The sequence below is a fragment of the Pseudomonas sp. DY-1 genome (assembly GCF_003626975.1).
In the GTDB taxonomy this organism is placed as follows: Bacteria; Pseudomonadota; Gammaproteobacteria; order Pseudomonadales; family Pseudomonadaceae; genus Metapseudomonas.
Genome location: NZ_CP032616.1, coordinates 1,702,758 through 1,728,554, shown reverse-complemented (window position 1 = coordinate 1,728,554; position 25,797 = coordinate 1,702,758). Strand labels below are relative to the sequence as shown.

Here is a 25,797-nt window from a genome sequence, read left to right as displayed (position 1 = left end):
CTGGATCGGGCGCGGGAGTATAAGGCCCGCCGCGCCGGCTGTCCTGCCTGCGGGCTCAGCGAATCTTGCCCGCGCTGGGCGCGAGTTCGTCCTTGCTGAAATCGTCGACGTCTATGACTCGCCGCTGTGCCGCCTCGAGGGCACGCAACTGCGTGGCTCCGGCGGCATCGATCAGTCCCGCGGCCAAGGCTGCGTCCACCAGGGACTCATCCGTGGCGGGTTTCAGGCTGCCCGCCTTGACCGCTTGTTGCAGCTTGCGCTGCAAGGGCTGGCAGTTGTCGGCCAGGTCGACAGCCTGCTGCAGCGCGCCTACTGGGTCTTCGGCGGATTGCGGGCGGTAGCAGCCTGCGAGCAGCTCCTCCAGCGCCGGATCTCCCCGGTCGCGGCCGATCACTCCGGCGACTTCGGCGTCCAGCTCATCCGAGGGGCCGGGATGGCGACGGCCGAGGGGGAACACCAGTACTCGCAGCAGGCCGCCCATGAAGGCATTTGGGAAGTTGTCGAGCAGTCCGTCCAGGGCCTGCTCGGCCTTGCCCAGGCTTTCCTCCAGTGCCCAGCGCACCAGTGGTTGCAGGTGTTCGGGGTAGTCGCGGTCGTGATAGCGCTTGAGAGCCGCCGATGCCAGGTAGAGGTAGCTCAGGGCGTCGCCCAGTCGCGCGGAAAGCCGCTCACGACGTTTCAGCTCGCCGCCAAGCAATAGCATGCTGCAGTCGGCGAGCAGGGCGAAGGCAGCTGCCAGCCGATCGAGGGCGCGGAAGTAGGGACGGCAGAGATTGTCGCCGGGCGCGTCGCCAAGACGGCCAAGGCTGAGACCGAGCAGCAGGCTGCTGGCTGCGTTGCCCACGGCGAAACCGATGTGCCGCAGTAACAGTTGGTCGAACTCCTCCAGCGCCTGGTCACGATCTTGGCGGCCGGCCAGGGCCATTTCCTTGAGCACGAACGGATGGCAGCGGATCGCGCCCTGGCCAAATATCATCAGGTTGCGCGAGAGGATGTTGGCGCCTTCGACCGTGATGGAGATGGGCGCTCCCTGCCAGGCGCGCCCCAGGTAGTTGTTCGGCCCGAGGATGATGCCCTTGCCGCCATGTACGTCCATCGCGTGGCCGATGCATTGGCGGCCGCGCTCGGTCAGGTGGTACTTCAGGATGGCCGACAGCACCGAAGGCTTCTCGCCCAGATCCACCGCGCTGGCAGTGAGGATGCGCGCGCTGTCCATCAGCCAGGCGTTGCCGGCAATACGCGCCAAGGCTTCCTGAATGCCTTCGAAGGCCGCCAGGGGTACGTTGAATTGTTCGCGTATGCGGGCGTACTGGCCCGTTACCAGGCTGGTGAACTTGGCGGCACCGGTTGAGGCGGCGGGGAGGGAAATGGAGCGGCCTACCGACAGGCAATTCATCAGCATCATCCAGCCTTTGCCGAGCATGGCCTGGCCACCGATGACGAAGTCCAGGGGCACGAACACGTCCTTGCCAGAGTTCGGCCCGTTCATGAAGGCCGCGCCCAAAGGCAGGTGGCGCCGGCCGATCTCCACGCCGGAGGTATCCGTCGGGATGAGCGCGAGGCTGATGCCAAGATCTTCTTCATCGCCCAGCAGATGGTCCGGATCGTGGGCCTTGAAGGCCAGGCCCAGCAAAGTGGCTATTGGACCGAGCGTGATGTAGCGCTTTTCCCAGGTCAGACGCAGTCCGATCACGTCCTCTCCCTGCCACTGGCCCTTGCAGACGATGCCGACGTCCGGCATGGCACCGGCATCCGAGCCGGCGAGTGGCCCGGTAAGGGCGAAGCAGGGAATGTCCTCGCCGCTCGCAAGACGTGGCAGGTAGTGCCGGCGCTGCTCGTCAGTGCCGTAGTGCAGCAGCAGTTCGGCGGGGCCGAGAGAATTGGGCACCATCACGGTCGAGGCCAGGTCGCCGCTACGCGTCGCGAGTTTCATTGCAACCTGGGAGTGGGCGTAGGCGGAAAAGCCCTTGCCGCCGTACTCCTTCGGGATGATCAGGGCGAAGAACCCGTGCTTCTTGATGTGCTCCCAGGCCTCAGGCGGGAGGTCGAGCTTCTGGCCGATCTCCCAGTCGCTAACCATGGCGCAGAGATCTTCCGTAGGACCGTCGAGGAAGGCCTGCTCCTCTTCGGTCAACTGCGGGCGAGGGGAGTCCAGGAGCTTGCGCCAGTCCGGACGTCCGCTGAACAGCTCGCCGTCCCACCAGACGGTGCCGGCCTCGATGGCGTCGCGCTCGGTCTCGGACATGGGCGGCAGCACTCGCTGGAACCAGGAAAAGAGCGGTGAGCTGAGCCATTGCCGACGTGGCCCGGGCAACGCCAGGGGCAGCGCGACAGCCAGCCAGAGCAGCCAGAACACCAGCAGCAGCCAGCCGGGTGAATGGCCGAACAGCCCCATCAGCACCAGATAACCGGCCACCAGGGCCAGCGCGGGCAGGGGGGCTATGCGGCGGTGGGCGAGATAGGCGACGCCCAGGCCCAGGGCAAGTATCCAGAGCAACAGCATGGTCGATCCTCCTTGATGGCGGCGAGGGGCCGTCACGAGACTAATCGCCAACCATGGCCATGGCGACAGGAACGGCGAGCTTGGCCGGTATGTCGTACCCGGGGCGGCGGGGCGCTGGATAGACTTGCGACTTACCCGCAGGAGAACACGCCATGCAGCACTTCCTGGAGCCCGGCCGCTTTGTTGATAGTGACCACACCCTGGTGGTCGAGTTCGCGGAAATGCACCGTGGGGCAAGCCGCGACCCAATCGATCAAGCTGTCAGCCTGTACCGCGCGGTGCGCGACGAGATCCACTACAACCCTTATGTATTCAGCCGGGACCCGCAGACTCTGAAGGCCAGCCATGCTCTGGGGGCGGGCGAATCCTACTGCGTGCCCAAGGCGATCCTGCTGGCGGCATGCGCGCGGCATTGCGGCATCCCTGCACGCATTGGTCTCGCCGACGTGCGCAACCACCTGGCCACGCCCCGACTGCTGGAGCTCCTGCGCAGCGAGGTGTTCGCCATGCACGGTTACACCGAGCTGCACCTCGACGGCCGCTGGGTCAAGGCCACACCGGCTTTCAACCTGGCGCTGTGCCGGCTGTTCAAGGTGCCTCCGCTGGAGTTCGACGGACGCCAGGACAGCGTTTTCCACCCCTTCAACAGCCAGGGCGAGCGCTACATGGAATACCTGGCGGACCACGGCCAGTTCGCTGACCTGCCTGAGCAACTGTTCTTCGATCACCTTGCCGAGGTTTATCCGCACCTGTTCTGCGAGGGCGCGGCCTTCCTGACCGGCGACCTGCATGCCGAGGCTGGCGCAGCGAGCTGACGCACAGTTTCATGAGTAAAGTTTGCCGGGCGCTTTGCCATTACCCGCCCTGCCAGTAGCATCGTCGCATTGCACAGGGAGCGACGAATGCGAACCAAACTGGATGCCTGTCTGCACGCGGTCAATCAGGTAGTGCTGGGCAAGGAAGCACAGGTACGCCTGGCCCTGACCTGCCTGCTGGCCCGTGGACACCTGTTGATCGAAGACCTGCCCGGTATGGGCAAGACCACCCTGGGCCATGCCCTGGCCAAGGTGCTGGGGCTGAGCTTCCAGCGCATCCAGTTCACCTCGGACCTCCTGCCCGGTGACATCCTTGGCACCTCGGTGTTCGACAAGGACAGCAGCCAGTTCGTCTTCCACCCGGGGCCGGTGTTCGCCGAGCTGGTGCTGGCCGATGAGATCAACCGCGCCACTCCCAAGAGCCAGAGCGCGTTGCTGGAAGCCATGGAGGAAGGGCAGGTGACCATCGAGGGGGCCACGCGCCCGCTGCCGGAACCCTTCTTCGTCATCGCCACGCAGAACCCGGCCAGCCAAGGCGGTACCTTCGCCTTGCCGGAGTCGCAACTGGACCGCTTCCTCATGCGCCTGTCCCTCGGCTATCCGGCCAGGGCGGCGGAGAAGGCATTGTTGCAAGGCGAGGCGCGGCGTGAGCTGCTGCCGCGCCTGGAACCCATTTTCACCCACGCCGAGCTGGGGCTTATCCAGGCCGAAGTGCCCAAGGTGGTGGCTCGCGACGCGCTGGTGGATTACGTGTTGCGCCTGGTGGATGCCACCCGCAGCCAACCGCAGTTCGCCTGGGGGCTGTCGCCCCGCGCCAGTTTGGCGTTGCTCTCCGCTGCGCGTGCCTGGGCCCTGTTGGCAGGGCGCGATTATGTGATACCGGAAGATGTCCAGGCGGTTCTGCCTTCGGTAGTCGGCCATCGCCTGCGCGAGCGCGCCGATCCATCCGGACATGGCGGTGGCGCGTTGGTGCAGTGGCTGCTGCGCGAAGTGCCGGCTCTCTGATGCTGGAAGTCCAGGTCGATCGCTGGCTGGCGCGCCGCATCCCGCCAGCGAACCAGGTACGTCTCGATCAGCGACGGATTTTCATCTTGCCAACCCGCGCCGGAGCCGCTTTCGGGCTAGCCCTGGTGCCAATGCTGCTGGTGGCGATCAACTACCAGAACAGCCTGGCCTACGCGCTGACTTTCCTGTTGCTGTCGGTATTCCTGGTGGCCATCCTGCACACCTTCCGCAACCTTTCGGGGCTGAACCTCAAGGCAGCGGGTGGTGCGCCCGTTTTCCTCGGCGAGCAAGCGCACTTCCACGTCACGCTGGAAAGCAGCGGCCGGGAGCACCAGGCCGTCGCGCTGGGTTGGCCGCCCTTGCCGTTGCAGGTGCAGGACGTAGCCGCCAATGGCGCCTGCGAGGTGGAGTTGCACTTGCCTACCGGACGGCGTGGCTGGCTGCGGCCCCGACGCCTGCGCGTCGAAAGCCGTTATCCGCTCGGGTTGCTGGTGGCGTGGAGCTGGGTGGATCTGGACCAGGCCCTGTTGGTCTATCCGCGCCCGCTGGAGGGCGATCTGCCGCTGATGCCTGGCCGTGGCGATGATGACGGCGACGAAGGCCAGCATGTGCTCGGTGCCGGGGCGGACGACTACCAGGGGCTGCGCGCCTACCAGCCGGGCGATTCGCGTCGCCGCTTGCACTGGAAGGCCTTTTCTCGCGGCCAGGGGCTGTTCGTAAAGGACTTCGCCGCCCTGTCCGGGCGTGATGTCTGGCTCGACCTCGATCGGCTGGACGGCGATCTGGAGCAGCGGTTGGGTCTGCTCTGCTACTGGGTGTTGCAGTTTTCTTCCCGTGGCCAACCCTTCGGCCTGCGCCTGGGGGGCCAGGAGCTGGGCGCCGACACCGGTGATGCCCACCGCGAAGCCTGCCTGCGGGCCCTGGCCCTGTTCGGGGGGGCGCGATGAAGGCCGGCCTGCCCATTACCCGGATCGGCCTGACCTGGCTGCTGGTGGCGCAGGTGCTGGTGATCCTGCCGCATCTGCCCTACCTGCCGTTGTGGATCATTGCAATGTGGTTGGGCTGTGCTGGATGGCGCATCCGGATATTCCGCATGCGTGCGCAGTACCCCAGCGGCACGATCAAGGCCGCGCTGATCCTCGCGGTCGCGCTGGGCGTATTCTTCTCCAGGGGCACGCTGGTTGGGCTGGAGGCGGCGGTCGTGCTGCTGGTGGCGGTGTTCATCCTCAAACTGGTGGAACTGCGCACCCAGCGTGATGCCCTGGTGCTGGTGCTCCTCGGGTTCTTCACCCAGGTCACCGCCTATCTGTTCAACGACGGCATGCTGGCCGGGCTCTACAGCCTGCTGCCCCTTTGCGCATTGCTGGCCTCCCTGGTGGGGTTGCAGCAGAGCCGCTTCGCTGAACGCCCGCTGGTGCCGTTGAAGGCGGCGGGCAGCCTGTTGCTACAGGCGGTGCCGCTGATGCTGTTGCTGTTCATGTTCTTTCCGCGCCTGGGGCCGCTGTGGTCGCTGCCCCTGCCGAGTGACAAGGGGGTTACCGGCCTGGCGGATGCGATGAGTCCAGCGGATATCGCCGAACTCAGCCGCTCCGGCGACCTGGCTTTCCGCGCCAGCTTCGAAGGTCCGGTGCCGCCCATGAGCCAGCTCTACTGGCGCGCGCTGACCCTTGAGCGATTTGATGGGCGCCGCTGGTCCCAATCTCTCACTTCCCAGTTCGGCCAGGAGGCGGTCTGGCGTCGGGAAGGTGAGCCACTGCGCTACAGCATTGTCATGCAGCCCAGCGGCAGGCCGTGGCTGTTTGGCCTGGATGTGGCCGAGACGGGCGAGGAGGGTGTGCGCCCGCGGGCGGACTTCCGCCTCGAGCGCCGCACGCCGGTCGATCGCCCGCTGCTCTACCAGGTCACCTCCTGGCCTAAGGCGGTACGCGAACCTGATGGCAACCCCGATGCCTTGCGCAGGGCCCTGCAGCTGCCAGAGGCAGGTGAATCGCGAACGCGGGCCTGGGCCGGGGAGCTCAAGCGGCAGTACGCTGAGCCGCAACAGCTGGTGGATGCACTGCTCGCGCATTTCAATCGCGAGCCTTACGTCTACACCCTGAAGCCTTCGCCGCTGGGTGAGGACAATATTGATGCGTTTCTCTTCGATACCCGCAGGGGGTTCTGTGCCCATTATGCAGGCGCCATGACCTTCGTCCTGCGAGCCGCCGGCATTCCCGCGCGGGTGGTGGCCGGGTATCAGGGTGGCGAACTCAATCCTGCCGGCAACTACGTGCTGGTGCATCAGTTCGACGCTCACGCCTGGGTGGAATACTGGCTACCGGGACGCGGCTGGATCAGCGTCGATCCAACTTTCCAAGTGGCGCCGAGCCGCATCGAGCGTGGCCTTGAAGATGCAGTGGCCAGCGAGCAGAGCTTCCTCGAGGGGTCACCCCTTTCACCTCTGCGCTTTCGACAGCTGGCCTGGCTGAACGAGGTGCGATTGGCCTGGGACAATCTCAACTACGGCTGGCAGCGCTGGGTACTGGGCTACCAGGGAGAGGCGCAGATGGAGCTTGTGCGGCGCTGGTTCGGCACCCTGGATGGGCGCTCGCTCGGCCTGGGCCTGGTCGGTGCCGGAGCAGTGCTGATGGCGCTGCTGGCCTTGTTTCTGTTCGCGCCATGGCGACGTGAGCGCGACCCCCAGTTGCGTCAGTTCCAGGTTTTCGAGCAATTGCTGGCGCGCCATGGCGTAGTGCGTGGCAAGGGCGAAGGGCCGCGCGCCTTCGCTGAGCGTGCAAGCCGCGAGCTGCCCCGGCAGGCGGCGCAGATCCGCGCCTTCCTCGCAGCCTTCGAGGCTAGCCGATATGCCAGCCAGTGGACGTCCGATCCGGCCAGGCACCTGCGCGCCCTGCGTAAGGCATTGCCCTGGCGCCTGCGCGGTGCGCGCGGATGATCCATGCTGAGTACTGCCGTAGTCGCCTGCGCGCCTGACCCCTGGAGAGCTAGAAGATGGCCGGAATGCTGGATGACCTGATCGCCCAAGTCATTGGTCTGGAGGTTCGCATGCATGCCTGTGCCGAGCGGCTGGCCGCGGGTACGGATGACGAGGCCCTGCATGACCTGCGCGTTGCAACCAGGCGCCTGCGTAGCTTGCTGCGTCCTTTTCGCGGGTTGCCAGCAGTCGACGTGCTGAACCAGGCGGCTGCCGATCTGGCAAGTCTGAGCGGGCCATTGCGGGATCTGGAAGTGCTGATCATCGAGTTGCGCAGTCACGGTCTGGATCGCCTGACTCCGGGCCGGGAACGCGCTCGGCACCTTGGCTATGCACAGTTTCTGCTGGCCCCGGAGCTCGCTCGCCTGTTCCTGGTGCTCGAAGCCTGGCCCCATCTGATGCGTGTGTACGATCGCGAGGGGCTGCTGAAGGGGTTGTGCAGGACAGTGGCCAAATCCCTTGGCAAGAGTCACCGCCGTCTCGTACAGGCGCTCCAGGATCCCGCCCACGACCGTCATCGCCTGCGGCTGCTGATCAAGCGCCTGCGCTACGGCGTGGACGCCTACCCGGACTTGATCGAGTTGTCGCCCAAGACCCGGCGGCTGCTGGTGGGTGCGCAATCCGCGCTGGGCAAATGGCATGACAACCTGCAGTGGTTGGGCCGTGCGGACCAGGAGCCTGACCTGCGCCCGCGAATTCGTGGGTGGCAGGTGGCGTTGCATGCCGCTGAAGTCCGTTCGGACCGGGTACTGGAGAAGCTGCTGCGGCGACTGGCCTGATTCGCCCATGGCGGGTATCCCATCGGCGTTGGCGCGGCAGCCTTGCGACGCGCCTTTCGAGCCTGCGGGGCAATGCCCTAAGATCGCCGACTGAGCGATTCACTACAGGGACTCCAGATGAAATTATTCTCCGAACTGATCCAGGCGGCGCGCAGCAATCCGAATGAGATCGTGGTGCCTGCCACCTGGGGACAGGGGCGGGCCGCCTTCGGTGGTGTGGTTGCGGCGCTGGCGTTCGAAGCCATGCGCGCGAAGGTCGAGCCGGGCCGGCCGGTGCGATCCCTGGCCACGACTTTCGTCGGCCCTTTGGAGCCCGAAGTGCCTGCCAGCTTCGAGGCCGAGCTGCTGCGCGAAGGCAAGGCAGTGAGCCAGGTGTTCTGCCGTGTGGTGCAGAAGGGCCAGGTAGTGGCGTTGGTGCAGGGCAGCTTCGGCGGCTCGCGTCAGTCGGTGGTGCAGATGGCCGCTGAGCCAGCACCCGACATGAAGCCCGCGGCAGATTGCTTCGAACTGCCCTTCATTCCTGGTGTTACACCGGAATTCACCCGTCACCTGGCCATGCGCTGGGCCATCGGCGGCATGCCGTTTTCCGGGAGCCGCGAACGCGACATGGGCGGTTGGGTACGTTTTCGTGGCGAAGTGGAGCGGGAGCCTGTCACCGAGGCACATCTGCTGGCCTTGGTGGACGCGTGGCCGCCGGCCACCGTACCGCACCTGCCAACACCCGCACCGGGCAGCACTTTGACCTGGACCATCGAGTTCGTGCAGCCGCTACCGAAGCTGGATACCCATGACTGGTGCAGGTATCGCGCGCGCATCGAGCACGCCAGCGATGGTTACGGCCATGCGGCGGCGGCCCTGTGGACGCCGGACGGCGACCTGGTGGCGATGAGTCGGCAGACCGTGGTGGTGTTCGGCTGATCGCCCTGTGCAGGTCGTGCAAGGAGGGTGGGGGTCATCTGTAGGGTGCGCCGCGCGCACCAGCGGAGATTGGGCCGCGATTGTCCTACCTCCGAGCGCGAGCCGGTGCGTATGGCGCACCCTGCGGCGAAACAGGACCTTTTAGTTCGGGTAGACCTCTTGATGTCCACGAGCCGGAGTCCGGGTCGACTCTGATGGCTCAGTGCTTTTTCTTGCGCCAGTTGCGCCACCATTGGCCGCTGAGCAGGAAGCGAGGGAACGTGAGGAACTGCTCCACCAGCAGTCGGCCAACGGCGTCCTTGCGGTCGCTGAAGGGTTCCGGTGCTACCGCTTCCAGCTTGTGCCCGCGTCCCTGCAGTGCCAGGGAGGCGACAATGCCGATGATTCCCAGCACGAACGGCCGAAAGCTCAGGCTGAACAGTCCGTAGACAAGGGTAATGGCCGCGACGATGAACAGCGGTACGGCAATCACATGCAGGATCAGGTTGGCTGGATGCTGGTGATTGTCGGAATACGTCCGCCATTGCCATGCATGCAGGTTGGGAAGTCGTTTGCCCATGTCCGGCTCCTTGAGGGGATGTCGGCAGCATAGACCGGCCCTGATGGGCCGGCGAATGCCTTCTCCCTATGGAGCGGATAGCGTGGGGCGGAACTTTCAGGCGCTTAGCTTGAGCTGGCGAATCGCCTGGGACAGCTCGCTAGCCAGTTCCGCCAGTTCATTGCTGGTGGCGGCAGATTCCACGGTTTGACTGACGGTGAGTTCGGTAACGTCGCGAATCCCTACCACGGCGCGGGTCATTTCCTCGGCCACCTGGCTCTGCTGCTCGGCAGCCACCGCGATCTGGGTATTGCTTTCGCGCATCTGGGCGACCGCGCCGGTGATGGCGGCCAGGGCGGCGCCAGCCTCTTGGGCGGCGTGCACGCAATCGTTGGCCTTGATCGAGCTTTCGCGCATGAACTCCACGGCGTCGCGAGTACCGGCCTGGAGAGCGCCGATCATGCTGGTGATCTCGTCGGTTGAGTCCTGCACGCGCCTGGCCAGGTTGCGCACTTCGTCTGCCACGACAGCGAACCCGCGGCCCATTTCCCCGGCACGCGCGGCTTCGATGGCAGCGTTCAGCGCCAGCAGGTTGGTCTGCTCGGCGATGCCGTGAATGACGTTGACGACGCCGCTGATCTTCTGGCTGTCCTCGGCCAGGCGCTGAATCGTCTCCGCGGTTTGTTGCACGCCGGATGAAAGCCCAGTGATGGAATGTTCGACCCGTTCCACCACCAGTTGGCCGGCACCGGCAAGCTGATCGGCATTCTGCGATTGGTCGCGGGTGTCCGCCGCATGCTGGGCGATGTGGTGCACGGTAGTGGACATTTCATTGATGGCGGTGGCGGCCTGATCGGTTTCGCTCTGCTGGCCGAGCATGCCCTGGCGCACCTCGCCCATGCTGCCGGCAAGGCGTGCGGCGCCTTCGTCGAGGCGGGCCACGGCCTGGGCAACGGTGCCGACCACGCGTCCATAGCCGGCTTGCATGGCATTGAAGGCGTTGGCCATCTGGCCCACTTCATCTCGGCTGTCCAGCGGTACGCGGGCGGAAAGATCGCCGCTGCGTTCGACGTGGAGCATCACGTCCTTGAGGGTGTTGAGGTGGCTCAGCAGGAAACGGATCAGCAACTGTGAAGCTGCAAGCAGGGCGACCATCAGCAGGAACACGGAGATTGCGTATTCCCCAGCGCGGGCGCCCAGCAACTGGGCCATGCTCGGGCTGCTGGCCAGCACGGCGACGCGCTGACCGTCAGTGCGATCGAACACCTGGGCGCCGATGGCGGGGTTGCTGCCGAACAGACCGTCGTGCTCCAGCTCCACCCAGCCATTGGCGCGGGCCAGAGACTGGCCACCGGGTAATTGCGGGGCGCTACCTGCGTTGAAGGCGATGACGCCGGGCAATGAGGGCAGGGACTCGGCGGTTGGCCAGGATTTCAGCAGCTGGGCCTGGGTCGCAGCAGCATTGCGAGCGTCTTCCGCGCGGCCCTGCTGCTCTAGGTAAAGTGCGTGCAGAACCAGCAGGAGGGTGGTGCAGAAGGCCACCGCATTGACGGCCCAGAACTTGTATTTCAGGGAGATATCGCGAATCCAGGTACCCATGATGTTCTTCTTATGGCTCGGACAGTATTGGCAAGGTGCCATTATTTTCTGACGGAAAATTCCTACCAGATTTGATCCGAATCAAGAAGGAACCTGATTGCCTGACTCAGTCGATGGCCGGGAGCCCGAAGAAGGCGCGTGCGCAATCAGTGGTGTGCTGGGCGAGTTCTTCATGGCTTTCGCCACGATGCAGGGCGACTTCCCGCAGGACTTCGGTCAGGAAGGCCGGTTCGTTGTGGCCGTGTTTGGGTTTAGGGCGCAGGCTTCGTGGCAGCAGGTACGGCGCATCGCTTTCCAGCATCAACCGGCCACGGGGAATGTCGCGCACCAGGGCATGCAGATGGGTACCGCGACGCTCATCGCAGATCCAGCCGGTGATGCCGATATGCAGGTCGAGGTCCAGATAGCCGTAGAGGGCGCGCTTCTCGCCGGTGAAACAGTGCACCACGGCGGCACTGAGCTGATCGCGGAACTCCCGCACGATGGCCAGCAGGCGTTCATCGGCGTCTCGCTCGTGGAGAAACACCGGCTTGCCCAGTTCGGCGGCCAGGGCGAGTTGTTCTTCGAGGGTCTTCTCCTGCTGCGGGCGTGGCGAGAAATCGCGATTGAAATCCAGGCCACATTCGCCCACGGCCCGCACTCGGGCTTCGCCCAGTAGCGCCCGGAGTTGCCGCTGGCTATCGCTGTTCCAGTTGCTGGCCTCATGAGGGTGGACACCGGCCGTACTGAACAGCAGGCGACCGCTTTCATCCAGTTGCTCAGCGACAAGCAGGGCTTTTTCGCTGTCATCCAGGCTGGTGCCGGTCAGCACCATTTGGTGAACGCCGGCGGCCTGCGCACGTTCCAGCAGGGCGCGGACGTCGCGGGCTAGGCTGGGGTGGGTCAGATTGACGCCGATGTCGATGAGTTGCATGGTGCTACCTCGGATTGGAGCAGAGCCGCGGAACAATGCTCGAAACAATTAAAAAAACCAATCTATACAGGAACTTGGCGCCTTATGTTGAAGTCAATACCACGCTTTGACTGGCGTCAGGCGCGTAGCTGTGACAATCTCCGCGCCCCTCGCTCGCCAGCCAAGGTTTCGCGGCGCAGCAACTCTACACGTTCGGGTGCGCGCTGACGTCCCGCCAGTCCCTGGAGAATTGATGACGCGACCGTTGCTGCTGCTCTGCCTGCTGGCGTTGCTGCCTTTCACGGCAAGCGCTCGCCTGGCTGGGCCGCCGGAAGTCTGGCAGCAGCCGGCCGAAGCCCGCGACTTGGCCCAGATCCGCCGTAGTGGCGTGCTCAAGGTGCTGGTGAACCAGAGCCGTAACAGCTCTGGCGAGGTCAAGGGCGAACCGGTCGGAGTCGAGTACCACCGTATCCGGGCCTTCGAGCAGTACCTCAATCGAAATGCCCGTGATGGGCGTGAAATCAAGCTGAAGATCATCCCAAAGGCCAAGGATCAGTTGCTGGCTGCGTTGCAGCGGGGCGAAGGTGATCTGGTGGCGCCAGGTGAACTGGTCAACCAGGGCATTGGCGCCAACATCAGCGCCAGTGCGCCACTGCGCAAGGATGTACCGCTGGTGTTGGTCAGCCGGCAAGGGCAGCGTCGTTACCAGCGCCTGGAGCAGTTGTCCGGTCGCAGCATCGCGTTACCGGTCGGCAGCGCCGCGGGCGAGGCGTTGCGCCCAGTGAACGAGAAGCTGGCGGCGCGCAAGCTTGCGCCCATCGTCATCGAATGGGTCGACTCGACCCTGGCGGTGGAAGATGTGCTGGAGATGGTCCAGGCCGGCATTTTCCCGCTGACGGCGGTGGAGCAGCCGATTGCCGAGCGCTGGGCCAAGGTGATGCCGAAGCTGCGCCTGGACAAACACCTGGTGCTCGACCGGCAGGGTGATATGACCTGGTTCGTTCGTCGTGATGCGCCGACGTTGCGGGCCAGCGTCGACCGTTTCCTCGATGGGTACCGCGCACCTGAAGACCAGGATGCGGCGTTCCAGCGCGTCTATCGTCGTCTCTACAAGGTCCACAACCCACTTGCCCGCACTGAGCGCCAGCGGCTCGAACGCGTGCGCCCGGTGCTGCAGCGCTACGCCGACCAGCATGATTTCGACTGGCTCAGCCTCGCGGCGCTCGCCTACAAGGAGTCCAGCCTGAATCCGGCCGCCAAGGGGGCAGGCGGAGCCACCGGGCTGATGCAGATCACGCCGGGGGCAGCGAGCAGCGTTGGCGTAGGGAACATCCACAAGCTCGACAATAATGTGCAGGCCTCAGCCAGGTACCTGGCCAAGCTGCGCCGCAGTTTCTTCTCCAGCGCGCAGCTAGATGATCGCGAGCGAATGGCCTTTGTTCTCGCGGCCTACAACCTTGGCCCGCAACGGGTCCAGGGGATGCGCGCCGAAGCCCGGCGGCGGGGACTGAATCCCAACCAGTGGTTCTTCCAGGTGGAGCGCATTGCTGCCGAACAGGCCGGGATGGGCGTGGTGACCTACGTCAACAGCGTGAACAAGTACTACCTGGCCTTCGATCGCGAGCGTTATCTACTGGAGCCTTCGAAAGCGGCCGGTAAGACTCGAAGATAATCGAATTACTCGATGAAGCCGGTGAGAATTTTCCGGTTTTAATATCAAATAATTCTACTAAGCTTCTGTTCATCGACTCCCACAACACAAGGAACACCTCGATGAGTAACCCGATCAAATCCATCCTCGCCACCAACGCTGGCTATGGCATCACCCTGCTGCGGGTCATCACCGGCCTGACTTTCATGGCTCACGGCTCACAGAAGCTCTTTGGCATGTTTGGCGGTTACGGCCTGGCGGGTACCGGGCAGTGGATGGAAAGCATCGGCCTGACTCCCGGTTACCTCATGGCTCTGATGGCAGGTAGCGCAGAGTTCTTCGGCGGCCTCGCCCTGGTGATCGGCTTGCTGGTGCGTCCGGCCGCTGCGGCGCTGATCGTTGCGATGATCGTGGCGATCTTCAGCGTGCACTGGGCGAGCGGTTTCTTCATTACCAACGGCGGTTTCGAGTACGCCATGATTCTCGCCCTGATCAGCGCCACGTTGCTGGTCGAAGGCGCCGGCAAGATGTCTCTGGACCGCAACCTGGCCAACTGAGCCAGGTACCAGGTAGTTGAAAAAGGCCCGCTTGAGCGGGCCTTTTTTGCATCTCATGGCTGCTTCTTCCTGGCCGCAGCCAATTCCGCAGCGGCCTGAAGGCGCAGGCGCTCTTGCGGATTGAATCCTTCTTCCTCCAGGCGGTTGATCGCGGCCGTTTTGTCACTCTGGCTCAGCCCTTCACTGGCCTCGATACGCCCTTTCTCCTTCAGGTAGGCCTGTAACCGTTGCTGCCATTGCAGGCGCTGTTGGTCCAGGTTTTCCAGCCGTGCCGTCGCTTCGGCGCCCACCAGTTGCTGGCGGAGCTGGCGAACTTGCTCAGGGCTGCCGCCTGCCGCCTGGAGCGCCCCGACCTGGGCCCGAAGTTCGGCCTGCAGTTGGCTCGCGGCCAATGTTTGCATCTCTTCCGGCAAGGCTGCGCGTAGTTGGTCGATGGCTGCAGCTTTGGCGGCTGGTTCCATTCCTGTGTCTCGCTGGATGGCCAGGCGCTGCAGCGTGAAGGCGTTATAGGTCTCCTCGGTAGCGAAGAAGGCCTGATGGACATCGACGCTGAAGATGCGAGCGCGCAGAGCCTGTACTGCCGCTTCGCGATGACGCAGTGCGGTGATGTCGGCGAGTAGCGGCAGGTCGCGCTCCAGTTGCACGAGTTGGCGTTTGTAATCCAGGTATTGGTCGAGCAATGCCAAGGCCTGACCTCGCGCTGGTGCTTCCAGTTGCCCGGTAATGTGGCTTCTGACGCGCTGAATGCTGCTGACCAGCGACTCTTCACCCTGGGTGCTGAGGAAGTAATCGAAGATGCGTCGGATGTCCTCGGTAATCAGCAGGTTGCCAGCCGCGTCGAGGTGAAAGCGCCCGTCCACCTCCGTCCCCGCCAGTGATCCGAGCTGGGGTGTGGTGCTGATCGCTCCGGCCAGAGGGCTTGGCAGCGCCTGCGAAGTGGTTACGGGGGAACTGGCTGGAGCTGCACTCATTGCATGCGCTGGTAAGACGCTAGGTGAAGCAGGTGCCGGTTTGCCGCCCCATTGCAACAGGATGGCCAGGGCGCCGGCGAAGGCGATGGGGAACAGTAGCAGGAGTTTTTTCACGGGGTCGCTCGGCAGTCTGGAGAGGTGCGGGGCCCGCAGGCCCCGCGAAGCGGGCTCAGAGCCCGTCGTTCTTCAGCCGGTTGGCCTGTTGACGATAGACGGTGGTCGGGTCGGTTTCGAACAGGCTGGTCAGCCCCAGGGTCTGATTGACTTCGTCCAGGTGGTTCATCCGGTAGTCGTCGCGAATGACTTTGCCCAGGTGTGAGCTGCAGCGACCTACCAGGCCGTCGTTGGCTTGGCCATTGAATGTGAGCGAACTGGCGCCAAGCAGGGTGTCACTGACATCCAGCACGTTGGTCAGTGGGCTGGTACCGCTCCAGGAGTAGTAGCGCACACCGTTGACCTGGTAGGCACCCTCGCCGCATGCGGTGGTCGGTAGGCCCTGCGGGAAGCGTGCGTTGAACGCAGCTGCGCCCTGGCTGTTGAGGGATTCCAGGGCACCAAGGGCGTTCTGCTGGAGGTCACTGTCGCTGCCGGAGAGGAAGTTAATCAGAGTGCCCAGGCCATTGACGATGCCCGCCAGCATTACTTCACCCGCGGAACCCGGAGGCACCTGGCGGATGAAGTCGGCAGTGGCGGAACCCTTGTGGGGCGCACCGACACTGGTAGCCGAAGCGACCAGTTCTGGGCGCACCGCTGCCACGTAGCGAATGGTCGGGCCGCCATGGCTATGGCCGATCAGGTTGACCTTGGGGCTGCCGCTGATGGCGACGATTTCTTCCACCTGCTCCAACAGTTCTTCGCCGCGCGCTTCGGTGGTGTTCAGCTGGCTGACTTCCGTGACATAGACGCGAGCGCCATCACGGCGCAAGGCAGAGGGAATGCCGTACCAGTAGTCGACGCCAAGGATGCTGTCGAAACCGAGCATGCCGTGGGTCAGTACGATCGGGTAACGGGTCTGGGTATAGCCGCTGGAACCGAACCAGAGGGCCTGTGCTTGCTCGGAGGCAGCGAGTCCGGTGGCAATACAAAGGGCGAGCAGGGTCTTGTTGTTCTTCATGTGCGCTCTCGATGTTGTGCGTGGGAGGGCCTGACTGCATTCCCTGGCGTGGCCACGCCCCTCCTGGGCGTGCACTTCAGGCAGGGCGGAGCGCAGGAACCATGCCATTCGCTACAAAATTCTGGCAGATGCTCTGGGTTAGGCTTTTCGCGGATGTTTACATCCGTTCACCCTAAGATGCCGACCAGTTTCCTGTTACTCAGCGAAACGTCAGGCTGGGGTCGAAGGCCGCAACGGCCATTGCCCGAGTGAGCGATAGCGGGTGCCTTTGGCTGTGTTTTCCGAGGCGAAGAGGGAAAACTCGGTGGCTGGCCAATCGAAGGTTGGGGTGCTTGCCGCTGGAAGACGCGGGCAATGGCGAGCCAGCGTCAGATGGGGCTTGAAGGGGCGGGTCTCAAGACTGAATCCAGCGCCCAGCAAATGCTCGCGCAGGTTGCGCTCCAGTTCGGTCAGTGCAGGCGGTATCCGACTGGGTGCCATATACAGCAGACCGTTTTTCCACCGCGCCAGGCGATCCAGGTGCAGGGTGAACGCCCTCGGTTCCAGGCTGGCCGCCAGGGCTTCCAGGGCTTCCACCTGTCCACGGGGGTGCGAGCCGAGGAAGGCGAGGGTGAGGTGAAGGTTGCCGGGTGCAACGGGTTTGCCGTCAACGGGGTTCCGGGCGCGCCAGTCGGCGATTTCGTGGGCCAACTGCGGGCAGCAGGGAAGGGCGAAGAACAGGCGCAGGGGCGGGGTGCTCATGGGCGTCTCGCGGGGCGTTGTGGTCGCCTTGACAGTATTGCGCGGGCTTCTCTAGGATGTCGCCCCATGCGCCGATTTAGTCAGCTACTTGCGGGGCGCAGAAGTCTTCAGAGGCTTCCAAATACCGCTAAAACGCTGGTTCGGTGTCGCCTCTCACCGCTGCCCAGCGGGACCTTACGAGGCGGAGACATGCACCATGACCTGTCCCCAACCCCTTCTCCGGCTAGCCCCGATCACCACCGGGCTGGTTTTGCGCAATCCGCGAATCCTGCTTGGCGGCTCGCACCAGCCAACGCTCCTTCGCTATCTCGAAGGCTGGCCCAAGCGCTGGGACCGACCGCGCAACTTCCTGATCCAGTTCGCTCGCGAAGGCGAGTCATTGGCTCGCTTTGCCAGCGACAGCTTCGACATGGCCGTGATCCAGGCGCCTTCGGCGAAGGAGCTGCCGGAAGTGCTCAGCCAGTTGGTGCGCGTGGCGCGGCAAGGCCTGATCACGCTGCGCTGACTGGTGTCAGGCCGACTCGTTTTGCAGAGCTACGGATAATCGATTTCAACCACGTACCAGGTCTTTTCCCCTGTTGGGGTGCTGACGCGGACTTCGGCGTCCAGCGGCTTTCCCACCAGAGCACGGGCCAGGGGAGAGTCGATGCTGATCAGGTTCTGCTTCAGATCGAATTCGTCCGGTCCGACTATGCGGTAGCGGGACTGCTCGCCATCGTCGTCTTCCAGGGTGACCCAGGCACCGAAGTAGACCTTGTCGGGGTCGGTCGGACGTTCGCGCACCACCTTGAGGTTTTCCAATCGCTTGGTGAGGAAGCGAACGCGACTGTCGATCTCCCGCAGCATCTTCTTGCCGTAGGTGTACTCGGCGTTCTCGGAACGGTCGCCCTGGGCGGCCGCTTCGCTCACGGCTTGCGTGACCTTGGGCCGGCGTACGTGCCAAAGCTCGTGAAGCTCGGCACGCAGGCGGGCCTCACCTTCCGGGGTGATCAAGGGTGTTCCGGCGGTGCGGGGCGGGCGGTAACGGCTCATGACGGTCCTGCGGGGTTTCGGAAGTCGAAGCCTATCAAGCTTCGCGCAGGACCGTCAGTGGGCTGGCGTTGAGCGCGCGACGCGTCCCCATTACGCCTGCCGAGCCAACAAGTAGGGCGCCCAGCAATGGCAGCAGGAGCAGCCAGGGGTGGGGGTGCCATTGCAGGTCGAAAGCAAAGCGATAGAGCAAGGCGCTGACCAGTTCGCAACCGAGTGCAGCGAGCAGGCCGCTGCAGGCGCCGAGCAGGGCGAATTCCGCGCGTCGTGCTTTCAGCAGCAACTGGCGCTCGGCGCCCAGGGCGCGGAGCAGGGCGCCCTGGCGGATGCGCTCGTCCAGGGTCGATTGCAGCCCGGCGAATAGCACGGCAAGGCCGGCTGCGAGTACGAAGAGCAATACGAACTCTACTGCCAGGGTGACCTGGGCGAGGATGCTCCGCAGTTGCACGAGTATGGCTTCCACCTGCAGCAGGGTCACCGCCGGGAACGCGCGGGACAACTCCACCAGGTCGCGGTCATGCCGCGGCGGCAAATAGAAGCTGGTGAGGTAGGTGACCGGGAGATCTGAGAGGGTGTCCGGCGCGAAGATCATGTAGAAGTTCGGCTGGAAGCTGTCCCAATCCACTTCGCGCAGGCTGGTCACCTCGGCGTCGCGCTGCAGGCCGCCGACGCTGAAGCTGAGCTTGTCACCCAATTTCACGCCAAGGCTTTCGGCAAGCTTGGATTCAACCGAAACCCCCGGCAGTGCGGATTTTTCCAGGTCGCCCCACCAGTGTCCGGCTACCAGGCGATTGTCGCCCGGCAGCTCGGCAGACCATGTCAGGCTGAGGTCTCGCTGCACGGCGCGTTCGCCTTGGGAGTCCTTACTCACCAACTGGCGTACCGCTTCTCCGTTGATGGCTGTGAGTCGGCCGGGCACCACCGGGTAAAGCGGCGAAGGGTGCGGCGACAGGCTGGCGAGGCGACTGGCAAAGGCGTCCTTCTCGGCGGGCAGCACATTTAGGGCGAAATGGTTGGGCGCGTTCACGGGTAGCTGGTTCTGCCAGGTGTCCAGCAGTTCCCCCCGGAGCAGCGCGATCAGTGCCATGGCCAGGAGAATCAGGCCGAAGGCCAGTGATTGGCCGGCCGCGGCCAGCGGGTAGCGCAGGAGTTGGCCGAGACCGAGGCGCCAGGGCAGGGTTGCGTTGGCCAGGGCCTTGCGCAGCCCCTTCAGTCCAGCCAGCAGCAGACCGCCCAGCAGCAGGGCCGCAATCAGGCCGCCACCGAGCAGGGCGATCGTCAATTTCAGGTCCAGGCTCAGGCGCCACATGATCAGACCAAGGGCCAGCAATGCTGCTCCATATATAAGCCAGGCACTCGGGGGGAGTGGCAGCAGGTCGCGGCGCAGGACGCGCAAAGGTGGCACACGGCCCAGTGCAGCCAGCGGCGGCAGGGCGAAGCCGGCCAGGGCGAGTAGGCCCGTGGCGATCCCGGCGAGCGCTGGTACCAGTCCGCCGGACGGAATCACAGCCGGCAGGAGTCCAGCGAGCAATTCGAACAGCGCAACTTGTGCCAACCAACCGAGCAGGGCGCCCAGTGCGCTGGCAACGAGCCCGAGCAGCGCCAGTTGCAGGCCGAATAAAAGGAGGGCTTCGCGGCGGGACAGGCCAAGGCAACGTAGCAGGGCGCTGGCGTCGTAACGACGTGCGGCGAATCGGGCGGCGGACAGCGCCACCGCGACGCCGGCGAGCAGCACGGCGGCAAGGCTGGCCAGGTTCAGATAGCGTTCGGCGCGACCGAGCGCCCCTCCGATCTGGCGATTGCCTTGTCTGGCATCCTCCAGGCGTTGGTTCGCTTCCAGGTCGGGCTCGATCTCCGCCCGGTACTGTGCCAGCGCTTCATTTGGACCGCTCCACAGTTCCCGGTAGCGCACCCGGCTGCCGGGTTGAACGATGCCGGTGGCCCCAAGGTCGTCCAGGCTGATAAGTACCCGTGGGGTGAGGCTGTAGAAATCGCCTGCACGGTCGGGTTCGTAGGTGAGTACGCGCGTCAGGCGCAGGGTCTTCTGTCCGACATCGATGCTGTCGCCGGGCTTGAGGTCCAGCGTTGCGAAGAGCCTTGCTTCGGCCCAGGCCTCGCCCGATTTCGGGCCGCTGCCAGTGATTTCCTCCCCGTAAGGCTGCGCGGCGCTCTTCAATTCACCGCGCAGCGGATAGGCTGCGTCGGCGGCCTTGACGCTGGAAAGCTGGATGCCGTTGTCGGTGGCGATAACGCTGGAGAACTCCACTGCGCTGGCGTGTTTCAGACCGAGCCGCATGCCTCTTTCGACCTGCTCGGCGCTGGCTGGTGATGAGCCGCTGAGCAGGAGGTCGGCACCGAGAAACTCCGTGGCACGCAAGAGCATGGCGCCATTAAGGCGGGCGCTGAAGTAGCCGATGGCACTGCTGGCGGCAACGGCCACCAGCAAGGAGAAGAACAACACCCGCAGTTCGCCGCTGTGGGCGTCGCGCCACAGCTGGCGGGCAGCCATCGCCATAAGGCGGACGAGTGGCAGACGCCGCATCAGGGTTCCACCTGTTCGACCAGGCGCCCACCTTCGAGGCGGATCAGGCGACGGCAGCGATGGGCCAGGCGTTCGTCGTGAGTTACCAGTACCAGGGTTGTGCCACGCTCTTGGTTGAGCTGGAAAAGCAGGTCGCTGATGCGCTCGCCGGTGTGACTATCTAGGTTGCCAGTGGGCTCGTCGGCGAACAGCACATCGGGTTCGGCGGCAAAGGCGCGAGCAATGGCAACTCGTTGCTGTTCGCCGCCGGAAAGCTGGCGTGGGTAATGGTTGAGACGCTGGCCCAGGCCGACCCGTTCGAGCAGGTGGCGGGCGCGGGTGCGCGCATCCCGATGGCCTTCCAGCTCCAGTGGCAGCATGACGTTTTCCAGGGCGTTGAGGTTGTCCAGCAACTGGAACGACTGGAAGACGAAACCAACATGCTCAGCTCGAACCCGCGCCCGCTGGTCTTCGTCGAGGCTCGACAGGGCGCATCCAGCCAAGTGCACTTCGCCGGAGCTGGGCAGGTCGAGTCCGGCGAGCAGGCCGAGGAGGGTGGATTTGCCGGAGCCGGAGCTGCCGACTATGGCCAGGCTGTCACCCTTGCGGAGGTCGAGCGAGAGGTCGTGAAGGATGATCAGCTCGCCTTCCGCGCTGGGAACCACTTTGCTAAGGTTCCGCGCATCGAGAATGCTTGCGCTCATGGAGAATCCAATGCGTGCCTGGTTGTTGGGCGGCTGCCTGTCACTGTTGCTGTTGGCGCAGGAGGCCATGGCGGGGACCTTGCTGGTCGTCGGCGATAGTATCAGCGCCGCTTTCGGGCTGGAATCCAGCCAAGGCTGGGTCGCTCTGCTGGAAAAGCGCCTCGCCGAGAAGGGTTACGAACAGCGTGTGGTGAATGCTTCGATCAGTGGCGACACCAGTGCTGGCGGGCTGTCCAGGCTTCCGGCACTACTGGCCGAACATAAGCCGGAACTGGTGATCATCGAGCTTGGTGGCAACGATGGGCTACGTGGCCAGCCACCTGCGCAATTGCAACAGAATCTTGCTGCCATGATCGACAGCGCCAAGGCGCAGGGCGCGTCCGTGCTGCTGCTCGGCATGCGCCTTCCGCCCAACTACGGTGCGCGCTATACGAATGCGTTCGCCAAGGTTTATAGCAGCCTGGCGACGGAGAAGCAGGTACCGCTGGTGCCCTTCTTCCTCGATGGGGTTGGGGGCGTGCCGGAGATGATGCAGGCCGATGGCCTTCATCCTCGCGCGCAGGCCCAGCCAAGGTTGCTGGATAACCTCTGGCCAACCCTGGAACCCATGCTTTGACGCTTTTCCCGCGGCTCGCTTTCGGCTAATGTTGCGCACCCTCCCTGGAGTCCTCCATGCCGCGCCCCGCCTGGTCCCTGTTTGGCTACAAAGTGATTGAGCCCGACGAGCAGCTCGACCTGTTTGCTTGCCGCGAGGTTCGCCTGCACCTGGTAGCGCGACAGCTTGAACTGGACGGTTTTGCTGATAGGACTCTCTGTGGCGGTTTGCTGCCGGCGCAACCGCGTTGGAGTAGTCTGGAACAAGAGTTGCTGCGCGATCGGCGGCTGTGCTCCAACTGCCGTTCCACTCTCGAGGCTCACCGAAAGGGGCAGCACTCGGTCTGGTCGGAGGCCTGAGGGCTCCCGGCGCGCCTCGCGTCGGTGTAGAATTCCGAGTCTTTTAATCAGTCAATTTGCCAAGGATTCCCGGATGTTGCCGCGCTTTACAGCCGTCGCCCGCTCCCTGTCAGTAGCGTCCCTGCTGGTGGCGGGCCCTGTCGCAGCCCTTGAGCTGCCCCTGCCGCCGCCCGGCGAAGATATCGTCGGCCAGGTCCAGGTGATCAAGGCCAAGTACGAAGACACGTTCGCCGATATCGGCGTTGCCAATGACTTGGGTTATCTGGAGATGGTCGCCGCCAACCCTGGTGTCGATCCCTGGCTGCCCGGTGCTGGCACCGAGGTCATCCTGCCGACTCGCTACATCCTGCCGGCGGGACCGCGCGAAGGTATCGTGATCAACCTTGCCGAGTATCGGATGTACTACTTCCCGAAAGGGCAGAATGTGGTGCATACCTTCCCGCTGGGTATTGGTCGTGAAGGCTGGGGTTCGCCCATAGCGCACACCACCATCACCGCCAAGACCTCCAATCCGGCCTGGTATCCGCCGAAGTCGATTCGCGAAGAGCACGCAGCCGATGGCGATCCGCTTCCAACCGTGGTGCCGCCAGGTCCGGACAACCCCCTGGGTCCGTTCAAGTTCAATCTGGGCGTGCCGGGCTACCTGATCCACGGCTCGAACAAGAAGTTCGGCATTGGCATGCGCGTCAGCCATGGTTGCTTCCGCATGCTGAACAACAACGTCCTGGCGCTGGCCTCCATGGCGCCGGTGGGCACTCCGGTGCGCATCATCAACGAGCCCTACAAGTTCGGTGTCAGCGGCGGCAAGATCTACCTGGAAGCCCATGCTCCTCTGGATGATCATGGCGATCCGTCGGTGGTGGACAAGCACACTGCTGTGATCAACGCGCTACTGAAACGCGAGGATCTGGTCAATACCATCCGCCTGGATTGGGATGTCGTGCGCGAAGTGGTTGCGGCCGAAGACGGCCTGCCGGTGGAAATTGCAGAACCCAACTCGGCGGTTGCGGCGAGTACGCCGAATACCGAGCTCTAAGCTACCGGTTGTTTGAAGAAGGCCCGCTGAGCGAATCGCCAGCGGGCTTTTCTTTTGCCCGTGAATTGGCGATGCATCGGCTATTGGAAGTAAGCCGGAAAGAGAAGGGGTACAAAGTGCGGGCAATAAAAAAGCCGACCCAGCGAACTGGATCGGCTCTATAGCCCGAAAGCTATTACTTGCGGCTGGCTTTTTCCAGCATACGCAGGGCGCGCTCGTTAGCCTCGTCAGCGGTCTGCTGGGCTTTCTGAGCGGCGGCCAGAGCTTCGTCAGCCTTGCGGTAGGCTTCGTCAGCACGGGCTTGAGCGCGAGCAGCTGCGTCTTCAGTCGCAGTCAGACGAGCTTCGGTTTCTTTGGATACGCTGCTGCAACCGGTGGCCAGAACTGCGGCCAGAGCCAGAGCAGAGAATTTCAGAACGTTGTTCATCGTGTTCCCCTTAAGGTGGACATTTCCATAAAGCAATTCCCCGAGCTTGGGAAATTAGCCGGCGTACATACTACCCATAACTTGTAGTAAGTAAACTGACCTTGTGCAAGGCAGGCACATTTTTTTCAGCTTGCCGGCTAGTTCACGAGCAACTAACGAGGTCGCTGATCAAAAAACAGTCAGGCTGATTGTTCTTTGATCAGTCGAAATTCCAAGTGTAGGCCTTGGTCAGCGCTGTGGGCAGCTTCCCTCCCATAATCTGACAAGCGTTACCTTGGGCTGGGTCGAGGGCGTGCTCATGCTCGAATTCTGCATTGGAAATGGAACTTTTTCAGAGGACCGTGAATTATCACCTTCTATACAAAGAGCGGTCGTAGTAGTGGCCGTGGGCCGCTGATAAGCTTGCACGGCTTCCGATATCCGTAGCGAAGCGCAGACTTCAAGGACGTCACTATGTCGAAGATTCTCAAGTGGGGAGTGCTCTCGGTTCTGGCCGTGGGGTTGATCATCAAGTTGTCACTCTGGTGGTCGGTCAGATCGATCATGGATGACGCAATCAGCAAGTTGTCGCCGGTGATGGATATCACCTATGGGGGCATTACTTCTTCCTTCGATGGCCGGGTTGGCCTCGAAAACCTTCAACTTCGCGTTCCGGCTATGGGCGACAGCCTGAACGTGCAGCAGGCCGAACTGAAGTTCAAGAGCTTGCGCGAACTCCTCAGCTTCAAGGAGCGCCTTGCCGAGGGCAAGTTCCCCGAACAGATGGCGCTCAGCCTGAAGGGCATTGCACTGGAAGTGCACGGGCCGTTCATGCAGCAGCTGTACAACACTCCGGCTGAGCGCAGTGTATTCACTGCAATGAGCGAGGTTGCGTGCGGCACAGTGCGCAACATTGGCACAGACGAACTGCTGGAGATGGGGTATCGCACCCTGGAAACCGATGCCGAGTTCTCCTATCTGTTCCAGCCGGGTGCGCAGAAACTCAACCTGAACCTGACTTCCGATACCCGGGACATGGGCGAAGTGCGTCTCAGCCTGTCGTTGTCTAACATGTCGGAGGAGCCGGGCGACCTGCGGGTCAATCCGCCGCAACTTTCCAGCCTGATCCTCGAGTTGAATGACAACCAGTACCAGCGCAAGGTCCAGGAATTCTGCGCAAGTAAGCTCGGTCAGTCACCTGATGCGTATCTGAAGACCGCGGTCCAGCAGTTCGACACCGTACTGCGGAGCCAGAAGGTCGCCCTGGGGCAATCGATGCTGGATGCTTACGGTCGTTACCTGAAGGACCCGCAGTCGCTTCGTGTCGAACTTACGCCGAGCGAGGGCATGGCGTGGGATGGCCTGCAGTTCTTTGAGGCCAAGGATGTAGTGGCGATGCTGCGTCCGGCAGTGTTGGTGAACCAGGAATTGGTGCGGCCGGTCGAATTCACTTGGGTCGACCCGACGGCAGCGCGTAATGAGCCTGTCGCAATGGAGAAGATCAACGCGGAGCGGGAAAACGATGGCGATGGACGTGCCGCGCAGCAGTATGAGTTCGTCAATGTTGCCGACCTGCCGGGATATGCCGGCAAGCGGTTGCAGTTCATCACCTTCGATGGCGCCTATTACCAGGGTGTATTACACAAGGTGGAGAACGGGAAGGCGTACCTCAGCGTACAGTTCGGTTCTGGCACGGCAGAGATGTTCCTTCGGCTGGAAAAGATCGATAAGGTACGCGTAAGGTTTTAGATCCTCAGAGGAGTAGTGATGAGCGAGGCATTGTCCATCCACCATGACCAGGCAGGTCATCAGTTCGAGACCACCGTGGACGGTCATCGTGCATACCTGGCCTATATGGACCTGGGTAAACAGACGTTGGACATTTATCGCACTTTCGTGCCGAACGTCCTGCGCGGTCGCGGGATTGCCGCGGCATTGACTGAATCCGCCCTGGAATATGCCGAGGACCACGGCTACACCGTGATCCCATCCTGCTCCTACGTCGAACGTTATATCGAGCGACGCCAGCGTCAGTCCCAGCGCAACGGCTGAGTCGAAGCGCAATGAAAAACGCCGGGCAATTGCCCGGCGTT

General features: G+C 63.4%; 25 protein-coding genes. 14 read left to right on the top strand and 11 right to left on the bottom strand.

The window, feature by feature from the left end; translation table 11 throughout:
* Nucleotides 1-55: 55 nt before the first annotated feature.
* Complete coding sequence (locus D6Z43_RS08300) at nucleotides 56-2,503, bottom strand: acyl-CoA dehydrogenase (RefSeq protein WP_120651492.1); 2,448 nt, start codon at nucleotides 2,501-2,503, stop codon at nucleotides 56-58.
* 152 nt (nucleotides 2,504-2,655) lie between these two features.
* On the opposite strand from D6Z43_RS08300, the gene D6Z43_RS08295 reads away from it, so the two are divergent.
* The 6 genes from D6Z43_RS08295 to D6Z43_RS08270 all read left to right on the top strand — a co-directional run bounded on the left by D6Z43_RS08295 (nucleotide 2,656) and on the right by D6Z43_RS08270 (nucleotide 8,991).
* Nucleotides 2,656-3,318, top strand: a complete 663-nt coding sequence (locus D6Z43_RS08295) for a transglutaminase family protein (RefSeq protein ID WP_120651491.1) — start codon at nucleotides 2,656-2,658, stop codon at nucleotides 3,316-3,318.
* 87 nt (nucleotides 3,319-3,405) lie between these two features.
* Nucleotides 3,406-4,323, top strand: coding sequence for a MoxR family ATPase (locus tag D6Z43_RS08290; RefSeq protein ID WP_120651490.1), 918 nt, complete (start codon nucleotides 3,406-3,408; stop codon nucleotides 4,321-4,323).
* The gene (locus tag D6Z43_RS08285; protein ID WP_120651489.1) at nucleotides 4,323-5,270 is read left to right on the top strand and encodes a DUF58 domain-containing protein; all 948 of its coding nucleotides are present in this window, start codon (nucleotides 4,323-4,325) and stop codon (nucleotides 5,268-5,270) included. The genes D6Z43_RS08290 and D6Z43_RS08285 overlap by 1 nt, the downstream gene beginning before the upstream one ends.
* The gene (locus D6Z43_RS08280; RefSeq protein ID WP_120651488.1) at nucleotides 5,267-7,255 is read left to right on the top strand and encodes a DUF3488 and DUF4129 domain-containing transglutaminase family protein; all 1,989 of its coding nucleotides are present in this window, start codon (nucleotides 5,267-5,269) and stop codon (nucleotides 7,253-7,255) included. The genes D6Z43_RS08285 and D6Z43_RS08280 overlap by 4 nt, the downstream gene beginning before the upstream one ends.
* 56 nt (nucleotides 7,256-7,311) lie before the next feature.
* Entirely contained in the window at nucleotides 7,312-8,073 is a 762-nt protein-coding gene (locus tag D6Z43_RS08275) for a CHAD domain-containing protein (RefSeq protein WP_120651487.1), read from the top strand.
* Nucleotides 8,074-8,190: 117 nt separating this feature from the next.
* Nucleotides 8,191-8,991: an acyl-CoA thioesterase II gene (locus D6Z43_RS08270; protein WP_120651486.1), complete on the top strand. Its 801-nt coding sequence runs from the start codon at nucleotides 8,191-8,193 to the stop codon at nucleotides 8,989-8,991.
* Between the two features lie 199 nt (nucleotides 8,992-9,190).
* Here the strand turns inward: D6Z43_RS08270 and D6Z43_RS08265 are convergent, their stop codons facing one another.
* From D6Z43_RS08265 to D6Z43_RS08255, 3 genes are all read right to left on the bottom strand, one after another.
* A complete protein-coding gene (locus D6Z43_RS08265; RefSeq protein WP_120651485.1) occupies nucleotides 9,191-9,550 on the bottom strand; it encodes an Mpo1-like protein in 360 nt (119 codons plus the stop codon).
* 96 nt (nucleotides 9,551-9,646) lie between these two features.
* Nucleotides 9,647-11,128 carry a methyl-accepting chemotaxis protein gene (locus D6Z43_RS08260; protein WP_120651484.1) on the bottom strand — a complete coding sequence of 494 codons (1,482 nt, stop codon included), beginning with the start codon at nucleotides 11,126-11,128 and terminating at the stop codon, nucleotides 9,647-9,649.
* A 106-nt stretch (nucleotides 11,129-11,234) separates the two neighbouring features.
* Entirely contained in the window at nucleotides 11,235-12,041 is an 807-nt protein-coding gene (locus tag D6Z43_RS08255) for a TatD family hydrolase (RefSeq protein WP_120651483.1), read from the bottom strand.
* 232 nt (nucleotides 12,042-12,273) lie between these two features.
* On the opposite strand from D6Z43_RS08255, the gene D6Z43_RS08250 reads away from it, so the two are divergent.
* Together D6Z43_RS08250 and D6Z43_RS08245 are read left to right on the top strand one after the other, a co-directional pair.
* The gene (locus D6Z43_RS08250) at nucleotides 12,274-13,692 is read left to right on the top strand and encodes a transglycosylase SLT domain-containing protein (RefSeq protein WP_120651482.1); all 1,419 of its coding nucleotides are present in this window, start codon (nucleotides 12,274-12,276) and stop codon (nucleotides 13,690-13,692) included.
* A 101-nt stretch (nucleotides 13,693-13,793) separates the two neighbouring features.
* Complete coding sequence (locus tag D6Z43_RS08245; protein WP_120651481.1) at nucleotides 13,794-14,228, top strand: DoxX family protein; 435 nt, start codon at nucleotides 13,794-13,796, stop codon at nucleotides 14,226-14,228.
* Between the two features lie 53 nt (nucleotides 14,229-14,281).
* Here the strand turns inward: D6Z43_RS08245 and D6Z43_RS08240 are convergent, their stop codons facing one another.
* From D6Z43_RS08240 to thpR, 3 genes are all read right to left on the bottom strand, one after another.
* Nucleotides 14,282-15,313: a lipase secretion chaperone gene (locus D6Z43_RS08240; RefSeq protein ID WP_120651480.1), complete on the bottom strand. Its 1,032-nt coding sequence runs from the start codon at nucleotides 15,311-15,313 to the stop codon at nucleotides 14,282-14,284.
* 55 nt (nucleotides 15,314-15,368) lie between these two features.
* Nucleotides 15,369-16,313: a triacylglycerol lipase gene (locus D6Z43_RS08235; RefSeq protein WP_120651479.1), complete on the bottom strand. Its 945-nt coding sequence runs from the start codon at nucleotides 16,311-16,313 to the stop codon at nucleotides 15,369-15,371.
* A 210-nt stretch (nucleotides 16,314-16,523) separates the two neighbouring features.
* On the bottom strand, nucleotides 16,524-17,054 hold the full coding sequence (gene thpR / locus D6Z43_RS08230) for an RNA 2',3'-cyclic phosphodiesterase (RefSeq protein ID WP_120651478.1): 531 nt from the start codon (nucleotides 17,052-17,054) through the stop codon (nucleotides 16,524-16,526).
* A gap of 196 nt (nucleotides 17,055-17,250) precedes the next feature.
* On the opposite strand from thpR, the gene D6Z43_RS08225 reads away from it, so the two are divergent.
* Nucleotides 17,251-17,559 carry a class I SAM-dependent methyltransferase gene (locus D6Z43_RS08225; protein ID WP_120651477.1) on the top strand — a complete coding sequence of 103 codons (309 nt, stop codon included), beginning with the start codon at nucleotides 17,251-17,253 and terminating at the stop codon, nucleotides 17,557-17,559.
* Nucleotides 17,560-17,588: 29 nt separating this feature from the next.
* On the opposite strand, the gene greB is transcribed toward D6Z43_RS08225, so the two are convergent.
* Genes greB through D6Z43_RS08210 form a run of 3 tightly spaced genes read right to left on the bottom strand, consistent with a single transcriptional unit; the run spans nucleotide 17,589 to nucleotide 21,308 of the window.
* Nucleotides 17,589-18,086: a transcription elongation factor GreB gene (gene greB, locus D6Z43_RS08220; protein ID WP_120651476.1), complete on the bottom strand. Its 498-nt coding sequence runs from the start codon at nucleotides 18,084-18,086 to the stop codon at nucleotides 17,589-17,591.
* Nucleotides 18,087-18,120: 34 nt separating this feature from the next.
* Complete coding sequence (locus D6Z43_RS08215; RefSeq protein WP_120651475.1) at nucleotides 18,121-20,625, bottom strand: ABC transporter permease; 2,505 nt, start codon at nucleotides 20,623-20,625, stop codon at nucleotides 18,121-18,123.
* Complete coding sequence (locus D6Z43_RS08210; protein WP_120651474.1) at nucleotides 20,625-21,308, bottom strand: ABC transporter ATP-binding protein; 684 nt, start codon at nucleotides 21,306-21,308, stop codon at nucleotides 20,625-20,627. Before D6Z43_RS08210 ends, D6Z43_RS08215 begins: the two co-directional genes overlap by 1 nt.
* A gap of 10 nt (nucleotides 21,309-21,318) precedes the next feature.
* Between D6Z43_RS08210 and D6Z43_RS08205 the strand changes: the two genes are divergently transcribed.
* The 3 genes from D6Z43_RS08205 (at nucleotide 21,319) to D6Z43_RS08195 (ending at nucleotide 23,298) form a co-directional block, all read left to right on the top strand.
* On the top strand, nucleotides 21,319-21,924 hold the full coding sequence (locus D6Z43_RS08205; RefSeq protein ID WP_120651473.1) for an arylesterase: 606 nt from the start codon (nucleotides 21,319-21,321) through the stop codon (nucleotides 21,922-21,924).
* A 56-nt stretch (nucleotides 21,925-21,980) separates the two neighbouring features.
* Nucleotides 21,981-22,262: a hypothetical protein gene (locus D6Z43_RS08200; RefSeq protein WP_120651472.1), complete on the top strand. Its 282-nt coding sequence runs from the start codon at nucleotides 21,981-21,983 to the stop codon at nucleotides 22,260-22,262.
* 73 nt (nucleotides 22,263-22,335) lie between these two features.
* Complete coding sequence (locus D6Z43_RS08195; RefSeq protein ID WP_120651471.1) at nucleotides 22,336-23,298, top strand: L,D-transpeptidase family protein; 963 nt, start codon at nucleotides 22,336-22,338, stop codon at nucleotides 23,296-23,298.
* 175 nt (nucleotides 23,299-23,473) lie between these two features.
* Here the strand turns inward: D6Z43_RS08195 and oprI are convergent, their stop codons facing one another.
* Nucleotides 23,474-23,725, bottom strand: a complete 252-nt coding sequence (gene oprI / locus D6Z43_RS08190; protein ID WP_003448337.1) for an outer membrane lipoprotei OprI — start codon at nucleotides 23,723-23,725, stop codon at nucleotides 23,474-23,476.
* Nucleotides 23,726-24,178: 453 nt separating this feature from the next.
* Between oprI and D6Z43_RS08185 the strand changes: the two genes are divergently transcribed.
* Together D6Z43_RS08185 and D6Z43_RS08180 are read left to right on the top strand one after the other, a co-directional pair.
* Nucleotides 24,179-25,453, top strand: a complete 1,275-nt coding sequence (locus tag D6Z43_RS08185) for a hypothetical protein (protein WP_120651470.1) — start codon at nucleotides 24,179-24,181, stop codon at nucleotides 25,451-25,453.
* A gap of 18 nt (nucleotides 25,454-25,471) precedes the next feature.
* Nucleotides 25,472-25,756, top strand: coding sequence for a GNAT family N-acetyltransferase (locus D6Z43_RS08180; RefSeq protein ID WP_120651469.1), 285 nt, complete (start codon nucleotides 25,472-25,474; stop codon nucleotides 25,754-25,756).
* Nucleotides 25,757-25,797: the final 41 nt, after the last annotated feature.